This window comes from Fibrella musci (genome assembly GCF_041321105.1).
In the GTDB taxonomy this organism is placed as follows: Bacteria; Bacteroidota; Bacteroidia; order Cytophagales; family Spirosomataceae; genus Fibrella; species Fibrella musci.
Map to the genome: position 1 here is coordinate 297,486 of NZ_JBGGWD010000001.1, position 18,637 is coordinate 316,122.

Consider the following 18,637-nt stretch of genomic DNA (forward strand, 5'->3'; position numbering starts at 1 on the left):
TAAGCGAGTTGGGTCGGTTAGAAGCTCAGATTCAGACCAAACGAGTAGGATTTCAGCAGCGGGAACGGGTCGTCGTTGTTGTCGGCCCCCGATACGCTGGTACTTTTTTCCGGGTCGACACCCCGGTATTTGGTGAAAGTCAGCAGGTTCTCGGCTGTGCCGTAAATCCGCAGTTTGCTCACTCCAAGGCGACCTACGTACTTGGCCGGGATGTTATAGCCAAACTGAATGTTTTTCAGGCGGATGTAGCTAAAATCATCCAGCCAGAATGTCGACTCCGCCTGGTTGTTGCCGCCCGAGCCCGTCAACAGTCGGGGCAGCGAGGCCGACCGATTGTCGAGGCTCCAGGTGTCGTTCCACAGGAAATCCTGGAAGGCGTTGCGAGCCGACGGGATGTTGACCTGATTGAAGGGTTCCAGCCAGTAGTCTTTCCGACCCGTGGCGCCCTGCCAGAGCACGCTCACGTCGAAGCCCCGCCAGTTGCCGAAGAGGTTGAGGCCATACGTACCGATGGGCTGATCGCGGTTAAACTGCGGCTGCGCCACGCGGTCTTCGTCGTTCACCTGTCCATCACCGTTGATGTCTTTGTAGAGCACATCGCCCGGCGAAAAGTACTGGCCCTGATACGGCGCGTTGGCGATGTCTTCCCAGCTCTGGGCAATACCCGTGGCCACGCGGCTGTAGGCGAAGTGGTAAGGCAGATTCAGGTACGTGAAGCCCTTGCTCAGAAACTCGTTCCATTCGAGCAGCTTGTTTTTGTTGAACGCCATGTTGACCGTAGCGCCTACGTTGGCATCGCGCACCTTGGCCCGGTACGTAATATTCAGTTCCATTCCCGTGTTGCGCAGCTTGCCGATGTTGACGCGGGGCGCGTTGTAGCCCGACAGCAGCGTCGACAGCGACGACGGCCGGATCATCCCCGACGTCAGCTTGTTGTAGAAATCGATGTCAGTGGTGAGGCGACCACCGAAGAACGCCAGATCAAGCCCGACGTTGGTCACGTTGGTTTCTTCCCACGAGAAATCTTCGTTAATGATCTTCGCCGAGCTGAACCCCTTCACGATTTTGCCGTTCAGGATGTAGTTGGTCAGGTTGAAGATGTCGCGCTGCTCGTAGCGGCCCACGCCCGAGTTATTGCCCAGCTTCCCGATCGACGCCCGCAGCTTGGCCGACGACACCACCGCGCTCAGCGGCTTAAAAAATGGCTCCTCCGAGAAACGCCAGCCCACCGAAGCCGAAGGGAAGAACCCGTACTGGAAGCCCGGCAGAAACTTGCTCGATCCGTCGTAGCGGGCGTTGGCTTCAAACAGATACTTGTCGTTGATCACGTAGTTAATCCGGCCAATGCCCGAGCGCAGCCCCTCGGCATCGGAGTTGCCGCCCGCTGTTTGCGTGGTGGTGAGGGCCGCGTCGATCTCGCTCAGCAGCGGGTTGATACGTTCCAACCGGCTCGCCGACAGGTTGCGGTTAAACCAGTATTCTTCGGTATAGGCCCCCAGCAGCGTCAGTTGGTGATTGCCAAACAGCGTGCGGTTATACGTAACCCGGCCCTGCAACAGTGTCTTATAACCCGAGTTGATGGCATTGCTGATACCCGCGCTGTTCGAGACCAGGTTCCGCGAAATCTGGTTGGTCTGGAAGTTGAACACGTCCGTCGGGTCGGCGTACGTTTTGGTAAACTGATTGTAGTACCGCAGCCCGTAATCGCCCCGAATGGTCAGGCCCGTAATCGGCGTCCATTCACCATAGAGGTTCGCGTTCACCTCCTGCCGGTCGCGGTTGTTGTGGTTGATGTTCATGGCTGCCAGCATGTTGTAAGCCAGCGCATCTTCGCCGTAGGCCATCGCCCCGCCGTACTGACCCGTCACGGGGTGTTGTGGCAGAATACCCGCCACCGCATACCGGATATCATACCCGGCGGTACCGGTGTAGGTGATCAGCCCTTCCGAGTTGGCAAACGTCTGTTTCGACCATTGGCCATCCATACGGATGCCCACTTTAACCTGGTCGCTCAGCCGGTAGTCGAGGTTGAACCGGGTGTTGTAGCGTTTGTAATCATGGTTAATCAACAGCCCCAGTTCGTCGTAAACGCCCGCCGAGAGGTAGAAATTGGCCCGATCGTTGCCACCCGAAGCCGACAGGTTATGCGTTTGGATACGGCCATGATCCCGCAGCACCACATCCCACCAGTTGGTGCTGGGGTAGTTGATGGGGTCGATAAGGCTTTTCGACAGCCAGTCTTCGACCGTGCCGTAGCGGAAGGTCGTCGACGAAGCCCCCGCGCCCGACGCCCGCAGGTGCATGGTGAGCGAGCGGGCGTAGTCGTCGAAGTAGTTGTAGAAGTTGGTTGGCTGCGACAGGCCATACGTACCTGAGTAGCTGATTTGCGGTTTTTTGTTGCCCGACCCGTTTTTGGTCGTAATCAGCACCACGCCGTTGGCCGCCCGAGAACCATAGACCGACGCCGACGCCGCATCTTTCAGCACCGAAATGCTGGCCACGTCGTTCATGTCGATCCGGTTGATGTCGACGTCGGGCAGGCCATCCACAACGATGAGCGGTCCCGAGTTGTTGACCGTGCCCAGCCCCCGAATCACCAGCGCGGCCCCACTGCGCCCCGCCTGCCCCGTCGACTGCTGCACCGACAGCCCCGGAATCAGACCCGACAGGCCCGACGATACGTTGGCCAGCGACCGGCTGGCGATTTTGTCATCAATGGTAATCGCCGCTACCGCGCCCGTTAGGTTTTCCTTTTTCTGGGTGCCGTAACCCACCACCACCACTTCGTTCAACTGCTTGGTATCGGGCGCCATCAGTACATCGAGCGTCGTTTCGCTGGTAATGGCGATTTCTTTGGTAAGGTATCCAATCGCCGAAACCACTAGGGTGCCGCCGCCCGTGGGTACGTTGATGCTGAACTTACCGTCCACATCGGTGGTGGTGCCGGTGCGCGTGTCGCTTTTCAGGACCACCGTGGCGCCGGGCAGGCCGCTGTTTTTTTCGTCGAGTACCCGGCCGCTAAACCGGTAGGTAGCCACTTGCTGCGCACTGTTGGTTGGCCCTCGACCGGGTGGCACGGTCTGCCCAACCGCCGCGCTACCCATCAGCACCAGCACCAGCCAGCAGCAGGTTGTGGGACGCAGGCGAATAGAAAATACAGTTTTTTGCATGTGTTCAGAGGTAATAGGTTGGTATGTTAAGAGTGTTCGTTTGGATTGGATCGACGGCCAGCATCTGGCGGCGTTACCACTGCCCGGTGGCCTGCCAGAAAGCAGCCGATTCGTGGGTCGATGCGGGCTTGAAAACGGGGTTGGGAAACCTATACATAGTGTTGAGTGCCGTGGTCTGAGGAGACTGTGACGGTCGGAGATGACCGGCCCTGCGTGGGGCAGCAGGGCAATAGTAATGGCTATGTGACAATAAAATAATGGAATAGTATCAATTGGAACGGTCTATCCACCCTTTTGAACGGTCTGTCAACCGGCTGAACCGTTTGTCCTCCTGCCTGAACGGTCGACGTACCCAGCCTCAATCCGGCGGGCGCTAAACTTGCATCGTCAACTAGTCGCCGCCCCGAACGTGAGAAAAGATCGAAGCACGCTGACCCTGGCCGAAGTCGGGTCCCTGGTATTAATTGTCTGTTTACTGGTCTATATGCTGTCCATTCTGCTCTGACGGGCATTCCCCCCTCCCACCCCATGCAAACGCTCTTTCGCACCACTGCTTTTCTGCTGACGATCCTGCTGACGTCGGCCTTCCTGCCCGACCGGCTCCTGAAATCCCTGTTCGATCAGGCCGAGCAGCAAACCCGGCTTATGCTCCGCGAGCTGACGCCCCTGACGCAGCAAGCTCCCGCCGGTAAGCCCGCGCTGGTGTCGCCGCGAACCCTCACCGCCGACGGCTCGCTTCAGGCTGTGCCCGCCCGCGACTGGACGAGCGGCTTCTTCCCCGGTGAACTCTGGTATCTCTACGAATACACGGGCAAAACCGAGTGGGCCGATCAGGCTCGGCAGTTCACCACCCGGCTCGAAAGCGAAAAAACGAACGCCGGTACGCACGACATGGGCTTCAAGCTGTATTGCAGCTACGGCAATGGATACCGACTCACCCGCGACCCAGCCTATCGGACGATTCTTATCGAGGCGGCCCGCACGCTGTCGAAGCGCTTCAAGCCGAAGGCGGGGATCATCCGGTCGTGGGATCACCATAAAGAGCAGTGGCAGTGCCCTGTCATCATCGACAACATGATGAACCTGGAACTGCTCTTTGCCGCCACCCGCCTCACGGGCGATTCGTCGTTCTACAACATAGCCGTCAGCCACGCCCGCATGACGATGAAAAATCATTACCGGCCCGACAACAGTTCGTACCACGTTGTCGACTACGATACGCTGACGGGTAATGTGCTGAAAAAGAACACGCATCAGGGCTTCAACGACAAGTCGGCCTGGGCGCGCGGGCAGGCGTGGGGGCTCTACGGCTTTACGCTTTGTTACCGCGAAACCAAAGACCCCCTCTTTCTGAAACAGGCGCAGGCCATCGCCCGCTTCATGCTCGACCACCCGCGTATGCCCGCCGACCTTATCCCCTACTATGATTTCGACGCCCCCGGCATCCCCAACGAGCCACGCGATGTGTCGGCGGCGGCCATTATGGCGTCGGCACTCTACGAACTAAGCACCTACGTACCTGGCTCGGCGTACCGCGCCAAAGCCGACCAGGTCATTACAAATCTGGCCAAAAGCTACGCCTCCCCTCTTGGTCAACATCATGGCTTTCTGCTGCTCCACAGCACCGGCGCCAAAACCTTCGAGCGCGACGTACCCCTCATTTATGCGGATTATTATTACCTCGAGGCCCTGCTTCGCGCCAAAAAACTAGGCGAGAAAAAACCGCTGTTTTAATTGAAGCGCCAGGTACGTTGCTGATGATTCGGCATCCCCCCCGCCCTAAAGGGGGCCTGCTGGCGCAAAGACAGTTCCACTGAAGGATATTCTGGCGCCAGCAGCCCCCCTTTAGGGCGGGGTCACAACGTACCTGAAGCTTATTAGTGAACCTGCACAGAGTTGGACTATCACCCTGCAATCCCAGCCATACCCTGCTTTCCCAGCCCGGTTTACGACGTTTCAAGCAGAGTTTCGATGGGTTGCGCGCCGTACTCGGTTGGGGTCATGCCAAATTGCGCGCGGAAGGCTCGGCTGAAGTATTTGGGATCGCTGAACCCAACGGCAAAGGCGATTTCCGATACCGACGCTTTCCGCTGCTTCAACAGAAGCTCGGCTTTTTTCAGGCGGGTGGTACGTAGCAGGTCGATCACCGACAGGCCAGTCAGCATTTTCACTTTGCGGAACAACACCGGGCGGCTCATCCCAATTTCGCTCACCAGCTTCGTCACGTTAAAATCGGGGTCGGGCAGGTGGCGATCGAGCACCGTCATCAACTGATTCAGGAATTTGGCATCGGGGTGGTCGAGTTCCGGCGCCTGTGGTTGCAGCGTAACCAACCGGTTGTATTTTGTTTTCAACTGTTCCCGCAACGACAGCAGGTTACTCACCCGCGCCTGTAGCAGCAGGGGATGGAACGGCTTGGTCAGGTAATCATCGGCACCGGTTTCCAGGCCCGTCAGCTGATTGTCGACCGTATCCTTAGCCGTCAGGATGATCACCGGAATATGGCTCGTGCGCGGGTCGGATTTGAGGCGATGCGTCAGGGCGAAACCGTCCATAATCGGCATAGACACATCGGCGATAACCAGATCGGGCAATAGGCGCGCCGCTTTTTCCCAGCCCTCGGCGCCATTACTGGCCTCGATCACCTGATACGCCTCATTGAACAAATGCCGCATGTATACGCGGATATCGTCCTGGTCTTCAACCAGCAACACAATGGGCCGATCGCTGCTGACGACCAGAGGCTGTTGCGGCGGTGCGGCTACAGACAATGTCGGCGTTGACTCGAACACAGTCACGGCTTGAATGGGGTCCGGCGCGTGGCTGGGTACGTTGAGCGGCAGGGCGATCGTAAACCGCGTGAAGCCGGGCTGTAGAGGTGTCGCCTTCCGGCTTTCTACGTTGATCGTGCCGCCGTGTTGCTCCACAATGTGCTTACTCAACGCCAATCCGAGCCCAAAGCCGGAGTCGCGCGTTTTAGGCTGGTTGACTTGGTAAAACTGGTTAAATACATGGTCGATATCGCCCGCCGAAATTCCCTGGCCGGTGTCTTCGATGAGAATAACGGCAGTCTCGGCCCCGTTGGATAGGGCAAATTCCTGCTGTAGCCGAACCGATACCGTTCCGCCCGTTGGCGTGAATTTGAAGGCATTCACCAAGAGGTTATAGATTACCTTTTCCAGCTCGCCCCCATCGACCCAAGCCGGTAGCGCCGCCACTTCGGCTTCGTTCAGGAGGGTGATGCGGTGCGTGCGGGCATGTTCGGCAAATGAATCGGTGATGGTGCGCAGAAACTGAACCAGATCGACGCGTTGCGGTTGCAAGTCGATATTACCGGTTTCGTGTTTCCGGAAATCGAGCAGTTGATTGAGCAGCCGCAGCAACCGGTCGGTACTGTTGCGCATGATCGACAGTTGCTTCTGGGCAGCACCATCCGCCGCGTATTGGGCCGACAGCACCTCGATCGGAGCCATTACCAGCGTGAGGGGCGTCCGGATTTCGTGGGCGATTTCGGTGAAGAAGTTGAGCTTGATCTGGTGCAGTTCCTGCTGCCGGGTCTTCTCGTCGTGTTCGACCTGTAGGTCGTGGGCCAGTTGCAGGCGGTTCCGGTTAAACCCCGACCAGAGTTTCAGCAGGCCCAGAAACGTGATCACATAGAACGCGTAAGCCCATCCCGTTTTCCAGGGCGGGGGCAACACGGTAATGCTCATTGCCAGTGGCTTACTGGTCCAGACATCATCGTTATTGGTGCCTTTCACCCGCAACACATAATCACCCGCGGGTAAATTCATGTACGTTGCCTGGGGTTCGCTCACGTAGTTCCAGCCTTTGTCGAAACCAACCAGTTGATAGGCGTACCGGTTTTTGGGCGAATTGATGTAGTTGAACGCGGCAAAATCCAGCGAAAACACATTCTGCTGGTACGTAAACGTCAGGCCCTTAGCCGACTCCAGGTTTAGGTCGTCGGTCACCCCGGCGGGCTGGCTGGTTACGGGCTGGTTGAACAGGCGCAGTTGCGTAAAGGCCAGTTCAGGCATTTTCGGGTTGCGCCGGATACTGTCGGGGTGGAAGGCCACGATGCCGTTGTAGCCGCCAAAATACAGGGTCCCCCGCTCGTCCCGGTAGGTCGAGTTGGGCGTAAATTCCTTGCAGATCAGCCCATCGTGCCGATCGTACGCAATAAACCGGGCCTGATTCGGCTCAAACTGGGCCAGCCCTCTGTCGGTACTGATCCAGAGGCGCCCCCGGTTATCTTCTTCAATGCCAAACACGGTATTGCTGGGGAGCCCTTCGGCTGTTGTAAACCGCCGAAACGAGCGTTGGTCGGGAAGCAGCAGGTTTAGCCCCCCGCCCCGCGTGCCCACCCACATGCGGTGCTGCCGGTCTTCCAGCAGGCAGATCACGTGGTTGCTGCTGAGCGAGGTGCTGTCGCCGTTGCGTTGGGTGTACCGGACAAACGCATTCTGGTCGCCCAGTTTCCGGTTCAGGCCGTGAATGGTGCAAATCCAGAGTTGCTGGCGGCTGTCGATCAGCAGGCTGGTGGTGTTGTCAGAACTCAACGAGGTGAGCCGGTCAGGCTCGTGCTTCAGCGACACAAACGTGCGGGTCCGCTCGTCGAACTGGCACAGACCGGCGAAGTAAGTAGCGATCCAGAGTTTCCCCTGGGCGTCGCGCTTCAGGTCGTAGATATGGTCGTCGGGGAGTGAGCCGGGGTTATGGGGTTCGTGCAGGTAGCGCGTCACGGTCTGTCGACGCAGGTCGATGTAGTTCAGGCCTTTCAACGTACCCACCCACAGGCCGTTGGGGCCGTCGGCGAGCAGGCATTTTACCTTATCGTTGGTCAGCGACTGGCTCACCTTCGGATCGTGCCGGTAATGGCGGGCAATCGTCCTGTCGGCGTTTAATAGAAAGAGCCCTTTGTCCTCGGTGCCGAGCCAGCGTTGCCCCGGCGTACTGGCCGCCAGCATCGGCCCCGAAATTTTAAACGGCGTTCGCCCCTGCCCATCGACGGGCCGGTAAGCACCAAACTGCCGCGCCAACGGGCTGTACATACCCACGCCGCCGTAGTACGTACCCACCCAGAACGACCCGTCACGATCCCGGAACAACGACCGTACCGAGTTGTCGCTCAGCGAACTGGGATCGATGGGCTGGTTCAGGTACGTCGAAAAACGGGTGCCATCCTGCGCAATGATGTGGAGGCCGGTCATGGTGCCTATCCAGAAATTCCCCCGGCCGTCGGGCAACATCGTCCGCACGGTCTGGGTGCTTAGGTCAAGACCCGCCGCGGGCTGCCATGACACGACTCTCCCATGCGTTTTATCGAACAGGGCGATGCCGTTTCGTTCGGTGCCGATCCACAGTCGCCCAAACCGGTCTTCAGCAATGGCGTTGATGCCGTTGGATGTGTTGTGGTAAATGGAGTCGGCGGGGTTCAGAAAGAAGTTTGTCAGCTCAAACCGGCCCGATGGCGTGGGAACAAGCCGGGTTAGGCCCGCCGACGTACCTACCCAGATCGTTTGTTGGTGATCCTGAAAGAGCGCGCGAATATTCTGGTGATTGAGGTCGCGGTGCTGCTGAGTCAGATCGGTCAGGCGATCGCACCGATTGGGGTTTGCGGTCTGTAGCCGAAACAGGCCGCGCGGGGTACCCATCCAAACGTGCTGCTGCTGGTCCTGAAACAGCGTGTTGATGGTCGAATCGGCCAGTTTGCCCGTAGCAACAACCTGCGGAGCCACCCGCTCAAAATCGTCCTGCTGAGGTCGGTAGCGGGCAATCCCTTTAGAACTGCCCACCCATAGCTGCCCCCGTTTGTCGAGTAGCAGGCTGTTGATGATGTTGGATGGCAGGCTGTTGGGGGCACCATTGCGCGGCTGATACACCACCATGTGCCGGGAGTCGTAGCGGTTCAGGCCATTGCGGGTACCAAACCACATGAAGCCTTTGGCATCCTGCGTGATGGTGTATACGCTGCTTTGCGAGAGGCCTTCTTCAATGCTGAGGTTGCTGAAATGCTTTACGTCGGTCTGTGCGATCGCCTGCTGCCTGAACAGGAGCAACAGCATACATCCCACCAACCCGATACCCCGTCTCCTGCTTTTCATTAACGTCTTGCTTACTCGTTATTACCTAGAAGCAAGATCATCCTTTAATCTAACAAAATAGTCGATCTGTTTTATTCTGTCTAGTGAACAGGTAGTGTACCCGCTCCCCAAACCCTCATTACAGACCCTCGACCAGGGTCATGACCAGCTTGGCCGAGTTGCGGGCAGCGATGTCGAGGAACCGTTGCATATCGGTGCGGGCGTTGCTATTGGCTTTGTCGCTCAGGCTGCGAATAACCAGGCAGGGCACCTGTTCCTGAAAACAGATCTGCGCCACGGCCGCGCCTTCCATTTCGGTAGCATCAGCGCCGAAATCGCGCCGAAGCTCCGTTACTTTTTCCTCCGACGACACAAACACGTCGCCCGTCACGATGGTCCCGACCACGAGCGTTGGTGGGCGATTAGTGGCGGGAATGGGCTCGAAGGTAATGGTTTTGGCAGCCGTTTGGGTACGTTGTAGCAGAACCGAATCGGCCTGAAAATAGAGTGGGTTATCCTGTTTGGTGATGGCGTTGCGCGTTTGCCGAACCGGACGCGGGGGCACGCTCATAGTGATCCAGCCGTAGTCGTGGTGGGCAACCTGCCGACCAACGACGATGTCGCCGGGTTGCAGATCGGGGTTTACGCCGCCAGCAATTCCCGTAAACAGCACCCGGCTGGGGCGAAAGTACGCCAATACAAAGGCGGTCGTAGCAGCAGCATTCACTTTGCCAATGCCCGTTTCGGCCACCACCACACGCTGCCGCCCCAGCCGCCCGGTCGTAAATGTAATGCCATTCAGCACCTGCGTTTTCGGGTGTTTCAGCGATTGCCGGACGAGGCGTAGTTCGGGCTCGAAAGCTCCCAGCAAGGCCGTGACGGGCCGAGGTTTGTACAATTGAGCCTGCACCCCATGCGTCAGGGCAAGGCAAAGCCAAAGGGCAAGCGTCCGAATGAGTACTCGATTCATAATATTCAGGTTGTATGTGTTAACTCAGCAGCGACAAGACGCAGAGCGCATCGACCAGCCATAGCCCGGCGGGAATTTCACGCGCCCGGCCCGCAAACAGCCGCACGATGGTCCACGACAGAAAGCCCCACACAATGCCGGTGGTGATGCTGTAGCTGAACGGAATCAGCACCAGCGCCAGAAAGGCAGGCAGCGCTTCGTCGAGCCGGTCCCAGTCGATTTTGAGAATGGGCTTCATCATAAACGCGCCCACTAGCACCAGCGCTGGAGCCGTCGCGATAGCCGGAATCACCGATAGGAGCGGCGATAAAAACAGAAACGGCAAAAACAGTGAGCCCGCCACAATGGCCGTCAGCCCGGTGCGCCCGCCCTGCGCAATGCCCACCGCCGATTCGATGTAGGCCGTGCCGGGGCTCGTGCCAAGCAGCCCCGCCAGCGTAGTAGCCACGGCGTCGGTGAGCAGTGAGCGGTTCAGGCGGAGGGGCTCGCCCTGTTCGTCGGTGAGGTTGGCGGCTTCAGCCACGCCCACAAACGTGCTGATGCTATCGAACAGGTCGGTGAAGACGAAAGCGAAAATGACGGGCCAAAGCGACCACCGCAGCGAGCCCACCAGATCGAGCCGACCCAGCAACGAGAAATCGGGCGCGGCAATCAGGCCCTGCCACTGCACCAGCGGCACCTCGCCACCCCACCAGCGGCCAATGGGCAGTGCCGCCAGCGTGGTCACCACAATGCCCAAAACGATAGCGCCAGGTACGTTCCGGATCAGCAGCACCGCTGTTAGCAGCAGCCCGCCCACAAACGTGATCACGGCGGGATCAGTCAGGTGGGCTGCACTAACCAGTGTAACCGGATTCGCCACGATAAAGTGGGCGTTTTCAAACCCGATCAGCGAGATAAACAGGCCGATGCCGGCGGAAATGGCATAGCGTAACGGTTTGGGAATCAGCCGGACCAGCGCTGACCGTACGTTGAGCAGCGACAAGATGAGGAACAGCACGCCCGCCCAGAAAACGGCCCCCAACGCCACCTCGGGCGAAATACCCATACCTTTTACGGCGGTGAAGGTAAAGAAGGCATTCAGGCCCATGCCGGGAGCCACCACCAACGGGTTTCGGGCGTAAAGGCCCATCATCAGGCTGCTCAGAAACGACAGCAACACCGTGGCCGTGAGCACCCCCGAAAACGGGAGCCCCGCCTGACTTAGAATGGCCGGGTTCACCACGATGATATACATCGTAGCCAGAAAAGTCGATACCCCGGCCAGTATCTCGGTTCGTTTACTCATGGAAAAACAGTTTACCGTTTACTGTCCGCTGTTTACTGTTGCGTTGCTTCAGCTACGTTTTGTGGTTAGTAGCGCAACAGTAAACAGCGGACAGTAAACGGTGAACAGGTCTATTTTACGTACCCGAGCGTGCGGGGGATGGTGTAAATTTCGGTTTGGCGACCGTCGATGTAGCGGAAGGTTTGTCCATCGAAAAAGCCGTCTTCTTCGAGCATAATCCGGACCATCTTCTTCCATTCGGGAATTTCGACGGCGGCGTTCAGCTCGATTGAATAGGCCGTATTGGCCTGCAAGGGGTAGTCGCCAGAACCGGCTACGCCTTTCTGCTGATCCCACAGCCCGATGGTGGGGCCTGCCGCGTGGCCGTGTACACCAATCGGGTGCGAATAGATGGTGCCCCGGATACCTTCTTTCTGGGCCTGTGCCAGTGCGCTCAGCAGCAGTTGGTTACCCGATTTCCCGGCTACAAACTGCTCGGTCAGGATATTCTGTAGGCGATTGCCCTGTTGAAATGCCTTCCGAATCGCTTCAGGTACGTTGGTTTCGCCGGGCCGAAGCACGTAGGCGTGCTGTTGCTGATCGGTGTTTAGGCGCAGGTACGTGATACCAAAGTCGACGTGGAGCAGATCGCCGGGCATAATCACCTGCTTATCGGGACGTTTAGAGAACGTGCGCAGGTGCTCAAACTCCTGATTGTCGGCGCGCTGCACGTCGACGGTCGGGTGAAACCAGGTATCAAGGCCGAGGTTGGTGATGCGCTGCCGGAACCACCAGACCACATCGTCGGTGGTAGTTACGCCCGGCTGAATCACCTGCTCAGAAAACCCCTCCTGAATCAGCTGATGCGACAGCCGACAAATGAGCGGATAGACAGCCATCTCTTTTGGTGTACGTGTTTCGAGCCAGCCGACAGCCAGCTTTTCGGCCGACACAATGCGTTTCTGATAATCAGCGGGCAGTTTTTCCAGAAATTCCGTTTGCTCGGTCGCCGTCAGGCCGTCGGCATGGGCGTAATTGGCTGAGCGGTTCAAGCCAATCTTCTTTGGCTTCCGCTCCTGAATAATGGCGGCGAGTGCCTCCCACTGATTAGGCCGTACATCGATGTCCCAGGCCCCTTTGAGCAGGTTACCCACATCGTAACGGGCAATGGCGAGTCGCTCAACCCCCTCCTTCTCTCCCTTATCGAAAAACACCATGATGGTGCGCCGCCGCGCCGAGAGCCAGGTACTGGGGAGCATGGTTTTCAGCACCGGGTCTTCGTTGTATTCGCGGGAAATGATGATCCACATGTCGATGCCCTCGCGGCGCATCAGCGTGGGCAGCAGGTTAGTGAAGCGATCTTCCAGCACTTCATCGACAAACCTGGCCCGGTCGCGCTCCGACAGGATGCTGGTGGGGGTTAGCTCAGACTGGGCGTGAACGAGGTTACTGATAAGAAAAGCACAAAGTAGATAGAAATAGCGCATTGATGAGAGGAATACGTTCACGGCAAGATAACGCAATCTTGCCGTACATCTCACCTCGGAAAGGGTTTCCTTCCAAGCGTGTCATTAGGATCCGAAGAATACTCAATGAAGAATCGCAGATGACCTGACTTTGCCTGTAAATGCTTATAAACAAGCAGACAGGTAGCTTCATAAAAATCACTTTGTAGTAGCGTAGTATCGATGTTACCCGCCGGAATACTAGTTTTCCCGCGCAGGTCTACCCCGGAGCTATTGAGCAGATAGATAGCAACCGGACTATCGATCTCGCCCCTCGCCCGAATAGCAATTCTACCGCTGTATGAGCCCTCTGAGGGTATACCCTCTACATTCGAAAACACAGTATCTTTTTGAATATCAGCAACTTTAAACAAGGACTCAACTGGCCCTGGTAGATACTTTGTACAAGCCATAGATAAAGTTGCTAGTAAAGCAGATAGGCCTACAACAAGGAGTTTACGTGTACTCATACTTATTGACACGAACAAAGTGAATGTGAAAGACATTGTGGACTGTACACCATCAAGAATCTCAGGCCTATTTATATGACTTACACGTGTGTTTGTGAGCGTTTGCATACATGGTCATTCTAAAGTCGTCTTCTGAGCAGCCATACAATACCCTATTTGGGCATGGTAACCGCTCACAGCTTGTCTACACCTCCTTATAGCAAAAGCCCGATCCGAGGATCGGGCTTTCGTCAGGTACGTTACAATCAGTTGATACTAACTTATTTCGGGTTTTTGGTCGGGGCGCTGTTGGCCGCGGCCGGGTTATAAGCCAGTTCGTTATCAGGTACGTCCCAGTAGTCGAGGAAGTTGTAGCTGATCGTCGCGTTGGTGTTCAGCTTACCTGCTTTGTCAACCACCACCGCGCCTTTGCGGCCATCGGTGATGACACCCCAGCGGCGGGCATCATAGAATGACAGCGACCGGAACGCGAGGGCTACCCGGCGCTCTTTGCGCAGTTCTTCCAGCGCCTGTGCCTGCGTCAGACCCGACAGCGTAGTCAGACCCGCGCCCTGATACGTCCGGATGGCGTCGATCGAGCTCAGCCCACCGGCGATGTCGTTGGTGTACAGCTTGGCTTCGGCTTTCATCAGTTCGTTTTCTTCGTACGTACCGGCCAGATACAGTTCGTAACCGCCCACGTCCTGGTTGCTCAGCACCACAACGCCTGCCTGCCCTTTGCCTTTGTTGACCAACTGCCAGCGCGTGTTGAACGAGTTACCCCGGTCGGTGTTGAAGAGCGCCGGTGCGGCCAGTTGCGTGAAGTTGTTGCTCAACCGCTTGTCGCCCGCCGGGAAGTCCTGAATCAGCCGTTCGCTGATCTTGTAGGTCGTCGACGAGGGCGCGCCGGTCGATTTCAGTGCCACCGTACCATTGAGGCGGTTAATGAAGTCGCCGTTATCGTTGGCACGGCCCGTGAACGTGTTGTCCGACGCGGTCATACCGGCGTTCGTCAGGGTCAGAATCTGCCCCCACTGCGCGGCCGTCATCGATTTGGCGGGCGTGTTGACCAGAATGTTGCGGGCCTTCATCGTGTTGATGTTCCGAATCCACATGGCGGGCGTCAGGATCGCGCCTTTGCCTACCTGGTTGAAATCGGGCACCAGACCTTTCATCACCGACGTGTAGCTGGCGTCGCCCGTGCCGAGGGCGTTCAGGGCCGTTGCGGCCAGATCGAAGTTTTTCGTGGCTTCGTCGATGATCTTCTCTTTCGACACGTAGTTACCATTGGTCACCCCGACTTTGTCGTTGATGATACCCGCGTAATAAATCGAGCCGATGCGCGAGTAGGCATAGCCTTTCCACCAGTAGGCCCAGGCTTTCAGCGTGTTCAGCTTTGAGGCCTGCGCGGTGGCGTCACCGCTGAACGTCGTTTTCGACGCAATGTCGAGCACGCTGTTCATGCCGTTGTTGAGGTTGTACATGTAGGCCCACTCATAAAAGAGCGGGTTAGCCCCGGCGTTGGCATTCACGTTGATGGTACGTAGCAGCGCAATCTGCGTCGGAATTGAGCTGGGGTTAGCCACTTTGGTTCCGTCGTCGAGCGTTACCAGGTCAGGCATCCCGATCTGGTTGCCATACTGGTTAGCGGCTTCTTCACCCACCACGTCACCCATCAGCTCGTGAAAGCCCATGGCCCCCGTCCAGAAGCCACCCGGTACACCGTCATAGTATTTGATCCCCGCACTGGTGCCCATGCCATTGACATAGACAGTGCCCTGCCCCAGCGAAATGACCCCAATTTCGGTTGAGGCGCTACCGGGCGTGGGTTGGTTGGGGTTTTTAACGTCAAGCTGCTCTTTGCAGGCCCCCATCGTACCGATCACGGCCAGTGCGAAGGCGGTCTTTTTTAGTGTTGATTTCATCGATGCTGTACGGTAGATGATTAAAAACCGAAGTTGAGACCCACCTGATACGAGCGCAGGTTAGGCATGGTGTTGTGGTCGGTTCCCCGATCCCAGGCCGAGTTTTCGTTGCCCGTCGTCTGCCCTGAGCTGATTTCCGGATCCATGCCTGTGTATTTGGTCCAGGTCAGCAGGTTGCGGCCGCTGAGTTGCAGTTGCAGATTCCGGAAGGGCAGGCGGGGCAGCATTTTGCTGATGTTCAAACCCAGCACCACGTTCCGCAGGCGCACAAACGAGGCATCTTCGTAGAAATAATCTTTCGTGCCGTTGTTGGCACCCGCCTGATACACCCCGCGGTAGAAGGCCGTCCAGGCACCCGTTTGGCCGTTGATCGTGATGGGCTGCGAGTAGTCGGAGTGGATACCGTCGCGATACATCCACGATTTGGTCTGGTTGTAGATGTGGCTACCCTGCGTCCAGTCGAACTGCACGTTCAGCGTTACGATATCGCGGAACGAAATGTCATTGATAAACGACGACGTAAAGGTCGGGTTCGGGTCGCCCAGGCTATACTGCTTCGAGCTGAAGAGCGGCTGCTTGGTGTTCTTGTTCACCACGTAGCCGTTGCTCGCCACTTCATACAGGCCTTTGTTGGCTTCCGAGATGGCAGGCGTTCCGTCGGGCAGAATCTGGTTCAGGTCGCGGATGGCCACGAAGCCAAACAGCTGACCAATTTTTTCGCCAGCGCGCAACACATAGTTGGTGCTCCCTGCCGCTGAGGTCACGACGATCTCGCCATTGCCTTTCACCGCTGAGATTTCAGACGTCTGACGGCCAAAGTTGGTCGTGAAGTTCCAGGTGATGTCTTTGCCGCGGAAGATCGTGGTGTTCAACGAGAACTGTAGCCCGTGCGATGCCAACGAGAAGGCGTTGTCTTTCAACGTACCTACACCCGACGACGGCGCTGCGTCGACGTTATAGATGGCGTTGTCGGTGTTCCGTTTCCAGTAGCTGAACGAGAAATTCAGTTTCCGCAACCACTCGCCGTTGCCACCTTTCAGGGCAAAGTCGGTACCAAACTCGGTCTCGCGCGACACCTCCACGCTCAGGTCGGGGTTGTTCTGCGCCGGGTTGTAGTAGAATACGTTGTTGCTGCCCAGGGTGCGGGTCGATAGCGTCACGTAGCGGTCGAACGGCTGTGGCTGAATCCCGGCTTCCCCGTAGGCCGCCCGGATTTTGAACTCAGGCAGAATCTGACCCAGCGCGCTGTTTTGCCAGAAATCAAACGACGACGGCCGGATGTAGGCGCTCCCTGCCGGGAACGTAAACGGCGTTGAGCCGCGACCGAAGGCCGACGAGTAATCGCTCCGCAACGTACCGGTGATGCCGCCGAAATCGCCATATTCGATCTGCTGACTAACCAGATAACCGTAGGTGATGAACGGCGTTACCTGATCGCGGGTAATACGGAACGTACCTGCCTGTGCGCCGGTGTACGGCGTGTAGAGAGGCAGACCAGCCCCGTAGCTGTTAAACTCCGAATACACGTTTTTCCGGTAGTCGACACCAACCAGCGTGGCCGTTTGAATCGGTACGTTCAGGCCGAAGTCTTCTTTGAAATCGGTCTTGAATGTAGCACTGGCAAAGGCATTCTGGAACACGGTTTTGTTGGTGTAGCTCGACACCTCCCCTTTGTTGTCGGCCGCGTTCAGCCCGTCGTAGTAAGTCGGGTTAAGGACAATATTGCGGTTTTGCGACTGGTTCGGGAACGAGTAGCGATCATCGACCGACTGGTAGTTGATCCCGTAGCGCGCGTTCAAATCCAGGAATTTAATGGGCTTGTAGGTCAGGTTTACGCTCTGCAACAGGTCGATTTTGTTGTTGGCGTGCGTGCGGTTCTGGAGGTAATAGTTCGGGTTATAGCCGTTTACCCCCGAGGCGCTACCGTAGTAAGCCCCGTAGTTTCCATCGGGATCAACATAGTCATAGTCGGCGAAGGGACGCGTGTTGTTCAGTGAATAGATCAACGTACGATCACTCACTTTCAGCGTGTTACGCGTGTAGGCCAGCTGCGTGATGGCACGGAGCGTCAGGTTTTTCGCCAGCGTTACCCCAATGTTGCTGATCAGGTTTGTGCGGTTGAAATCGCCGTTGTTCTTGATGTTGCTCGACTGGTAATTGTTCGACAGCGACACGCTGAAATCGGCCTTGCTGCTACCACCTGACACGTTGACCGAGTTGTTGATCGTTTCCGATGGTCGGAAGAACATCGCGTAGTGATCATAGTACTTCAGGTTCTGGTTGTACGGCTTGTTGGCGTTGCTGCTTACGTTCAGCGCGTCATACTGCACGTTTTCCGTCCAGTTTGTGGTGGCTGGGTCCAGCGTAATGGGCTTACCCGATACACCGATCACGTTGTTGCTGCCGTCGGTGACAAACGCGTGCGTATCCGCTTTGCGTACGTTACCAATGTTCAGGTACTGGTTAGACGCGTAGCTGTTGCTGAGGCTGATGCGGATTGGCCCATCCTGCCCTTTCTTCGAGAACAACTGAATGACCCCGTTGGCCCCCTGCGCACCATACAGTGTTGAGGCAGCTGCCCCCTGCACCACTTCGACCCGATCGATGCTGTTCAGGTCCAGCGTGTTCAGGTCGGTGGCTCCTACTTGAATGCCATCCAGCAGCACCATGGGCGCCGTGCCCCGGTTTACGGTGTTGATACCGCGCAGCAGGATGTTGGCCCGGGCTCCCGGTGTACCATTGGCGCTAACGATCTGCGCACCGGCGATCTTACCCGCCAGCGCCTGATCAATAGATGCCGATGGGGTTGGTGGTAATTCTTTGGCCGATACCGATTCGACCGCGATACCCAGCTTGGTTTTGCTGGTGGCAACGCCTACGCCAGTCACGACAACCTCACTCAACTGACGGGCGTCGGTCACCAGCCGAACATTGATCACCGTCTGATTCCCTAACTCAATTTCCTGAGTTACAGTACCTACGAAGCTGACAATCAGCTTACCGCCTTTTTCGGGCACCATCATGCTGAAGTTCCCCTCAGCATCGCTATTTGCCCCTCTTGTGGTTCCTTTTAATACAATCGACGCACCCGGTATGGCGCCTCCATCGCCATCAGCGGTAATCCGTCCTGTTATTTTTCGCTCTTGAGCCCATCCAGCAGACCAAGTCGCACACACCAATAAGATGCTCAACAGTAGCAATCTTCTCATCTGAAGTGTTTTTGTTTAAGTGTAACTACGTAATCTACTTAGCAAATCTATTTAACGGA

The 18,637-nt window shown here is 57.0% G+C and carries 8 protein-coding genes; 1 reads left to right on the forward strand and 7 read right to left on the reverse strand.

The features are described from left to right. Positions 1-17: 17 nt before the first annotated feature. Positions 18-3,170, reverse strand: coding sequence for a SusC/RagA family TonB-linked outer membrane protein (locus ACAW74_RS01250; protein WP_370696367.1), 3,153 nt, complete (start codon positions 3,168-3,170; stop codon positions 18-20). Positions 3,171-3,698: 528 nt separating this feature from the next. Between ACAW74_RS01250 and ACAW74_RS01255 the strand changes: the two genes are divergently transcribed. Beyond that, on the forward strand, positions 3,699-4,904 hold the full coding sequence (locus ACAW74_RS01255) for a glycoside hydrolase family 88 protein (RefSeq protein ID WP_370696368.1): 1,206 nt from the start codon (positions 3,699-3,701) through the stop codon (positions 4,902-4,904). Positions 4,905-5,116: 212 nt separating this feature from the next. Here ACAW74_RS01255 and ACAW74_RS01260 read toward each other — a convergent pair whose 3' ends face one another. The 6 genes from ACAW74_RS01260 to ACAW74_RS01285 all read right to left on the reverse strand — a co-directional run bounded on the left by ACAW74_RS01260 (position 5,117) and on the right by ACAW74_RS01285 (position 18,578). Then, the gene (locus ACAW74_RS01260) at positions 5,117-9,274 is read right to left on the reverse strand and encodes a hybrid sensor histidine kinase/response regulator transcription factor (RefSeq protein ID WP_370696369.1); all 4,158 of its coding nucleotides are present in this window, start codon (positions 9,272-9,274) and stop codon (positions 5,117-5,119) included. A gap of 118 nt (positions 9,275-9,392) precedes the next feature. Beyond that, a complete protein-coding gene (locus ACAW74_RS01265) occupies positions 9,393-10,223 on the reverse strand; it encodes a 5'-methylthioadenosine/adenosylhomocysteine nucleosidase (protein ID WP_370696370.1) in 831 nt (276 codons plus the stop codon). A gap of 19 nt (positions 10,224-10,242) precedes the next feature. Then, complete coding sequence (locus tag ACAW74_RS01270) at positions 10,243-11,511, reverse strand: NCS2 family permease (RefSeq protein ID WP_370696371.1); 1,269 nt, start codon at positions 11,509-11,511, stop codon at positions 10,243-10,245. 110 nt (positions 11,512-11,621) lie between these two features. Beyond that, positions 11,622-12,977 (reverse strand): M24 family metallopeptidase, encoded by a 1,356-nt coding sequence (locus tag ACAW74_RS01275; protein WP_370696372.1) that lies wholly within the window; start codon positions 12,975-12,977, stop codon positions 11,622-11,624. A 748-nt stretch (positions 12,978-13,725) separates the two neighbouring features. Further along, positions 13,726-15,369 carry a RagB/SusD family nutrient uptake outer membrane protein gene (locus ACAW74_RS01280; protein ID WP_370696373.1) on the reverse strand — a complete coding sequence of 548 codons (1,644 nt, stop codon included), beginning with the start codon at positions 15,367-15,369 and terminating at the stop codon, positions 13,726-13,728. A 20-nt stretch (positions 15,370-15,389) separates the two neighbouring features. Next, positions 15,390-18,578 carry a SusC/RagA family TonB-linked outer membrane protein gene (locus tag ACAW74_RS01285; protein ID WP_370696374.1) on the reverse strand — a complete coding sequence of 1,063 codons (3,189 nt, stop codon included), beginning with the start codon at positions 18,576-18,578 and terminating at the stop codon, positions 15,390-15,392. Positions 18,579-18,637 lie beyond the last annotated feature (59 nt).

Excerpts from the sequence above, each read along its gene's own strand:
- ACAW74_RS01275 (WP_370696372.1), bottom strand. The coding sequence starts at position 12,977 with ATGCGCTATTTCTATCTACTTTGTGCTTTTCTTATCAGTAACCTCGTT.
- ACAW74_RS01285 (WP_370696374.1), bottom strand. The coding sequence starts at position 18,578 with ATGAGAAGATTGCTACTGTTGAGCATCTTATTGGTGTGTGCGACTTGG.
- ACAW74_RS01250 (WP_370696367.1), bottom strand. The coding sequence starts at position 3,170 with ATGCAAAAAACTGTATTTTCTATTCGCCTGCGTCCCACAACCTGCTGC.
- ACAW74_RS01265 (WP_370696370.1), bottom strand. The coding sequence starts at position 10,223 with ATGAATCGAGTACTCATTCGGACGCTTGCCCTTTGGCTTTGCCTTGCC.
- ACAW74_RS01255 (WP_370696368.1), top strand. The coding sequence starts at position 3,699 with ATGCAAACGCTCTTTCGCACCACTGCTTTTCTGCTGACGATCCTGCTG.
- ACAW74_RS01260 (WP_370696369.1), bottom strand. The coding sequence starts at position 9,274 with ATGAAAAGCAGGAGACGGGGTATCGGGTTGGTGGGATGTATGCTGTTG.
- ACAW74_RS01280 (WP_370696373.1), bottom strand. The coding sequence starts at position 15,369 with ATGAAATCAACACTAAAAAAGACCGCCTTCGCACTGGCCGTGATCGGT.
- ACAW74_RS01270 (WP_370696371.1), bottom strand. The coding sequence starts at position 11,511 with ATGAGTAAACGAACCGAGATACTGGCCGGGGTATCGACTTTTCTGGCT.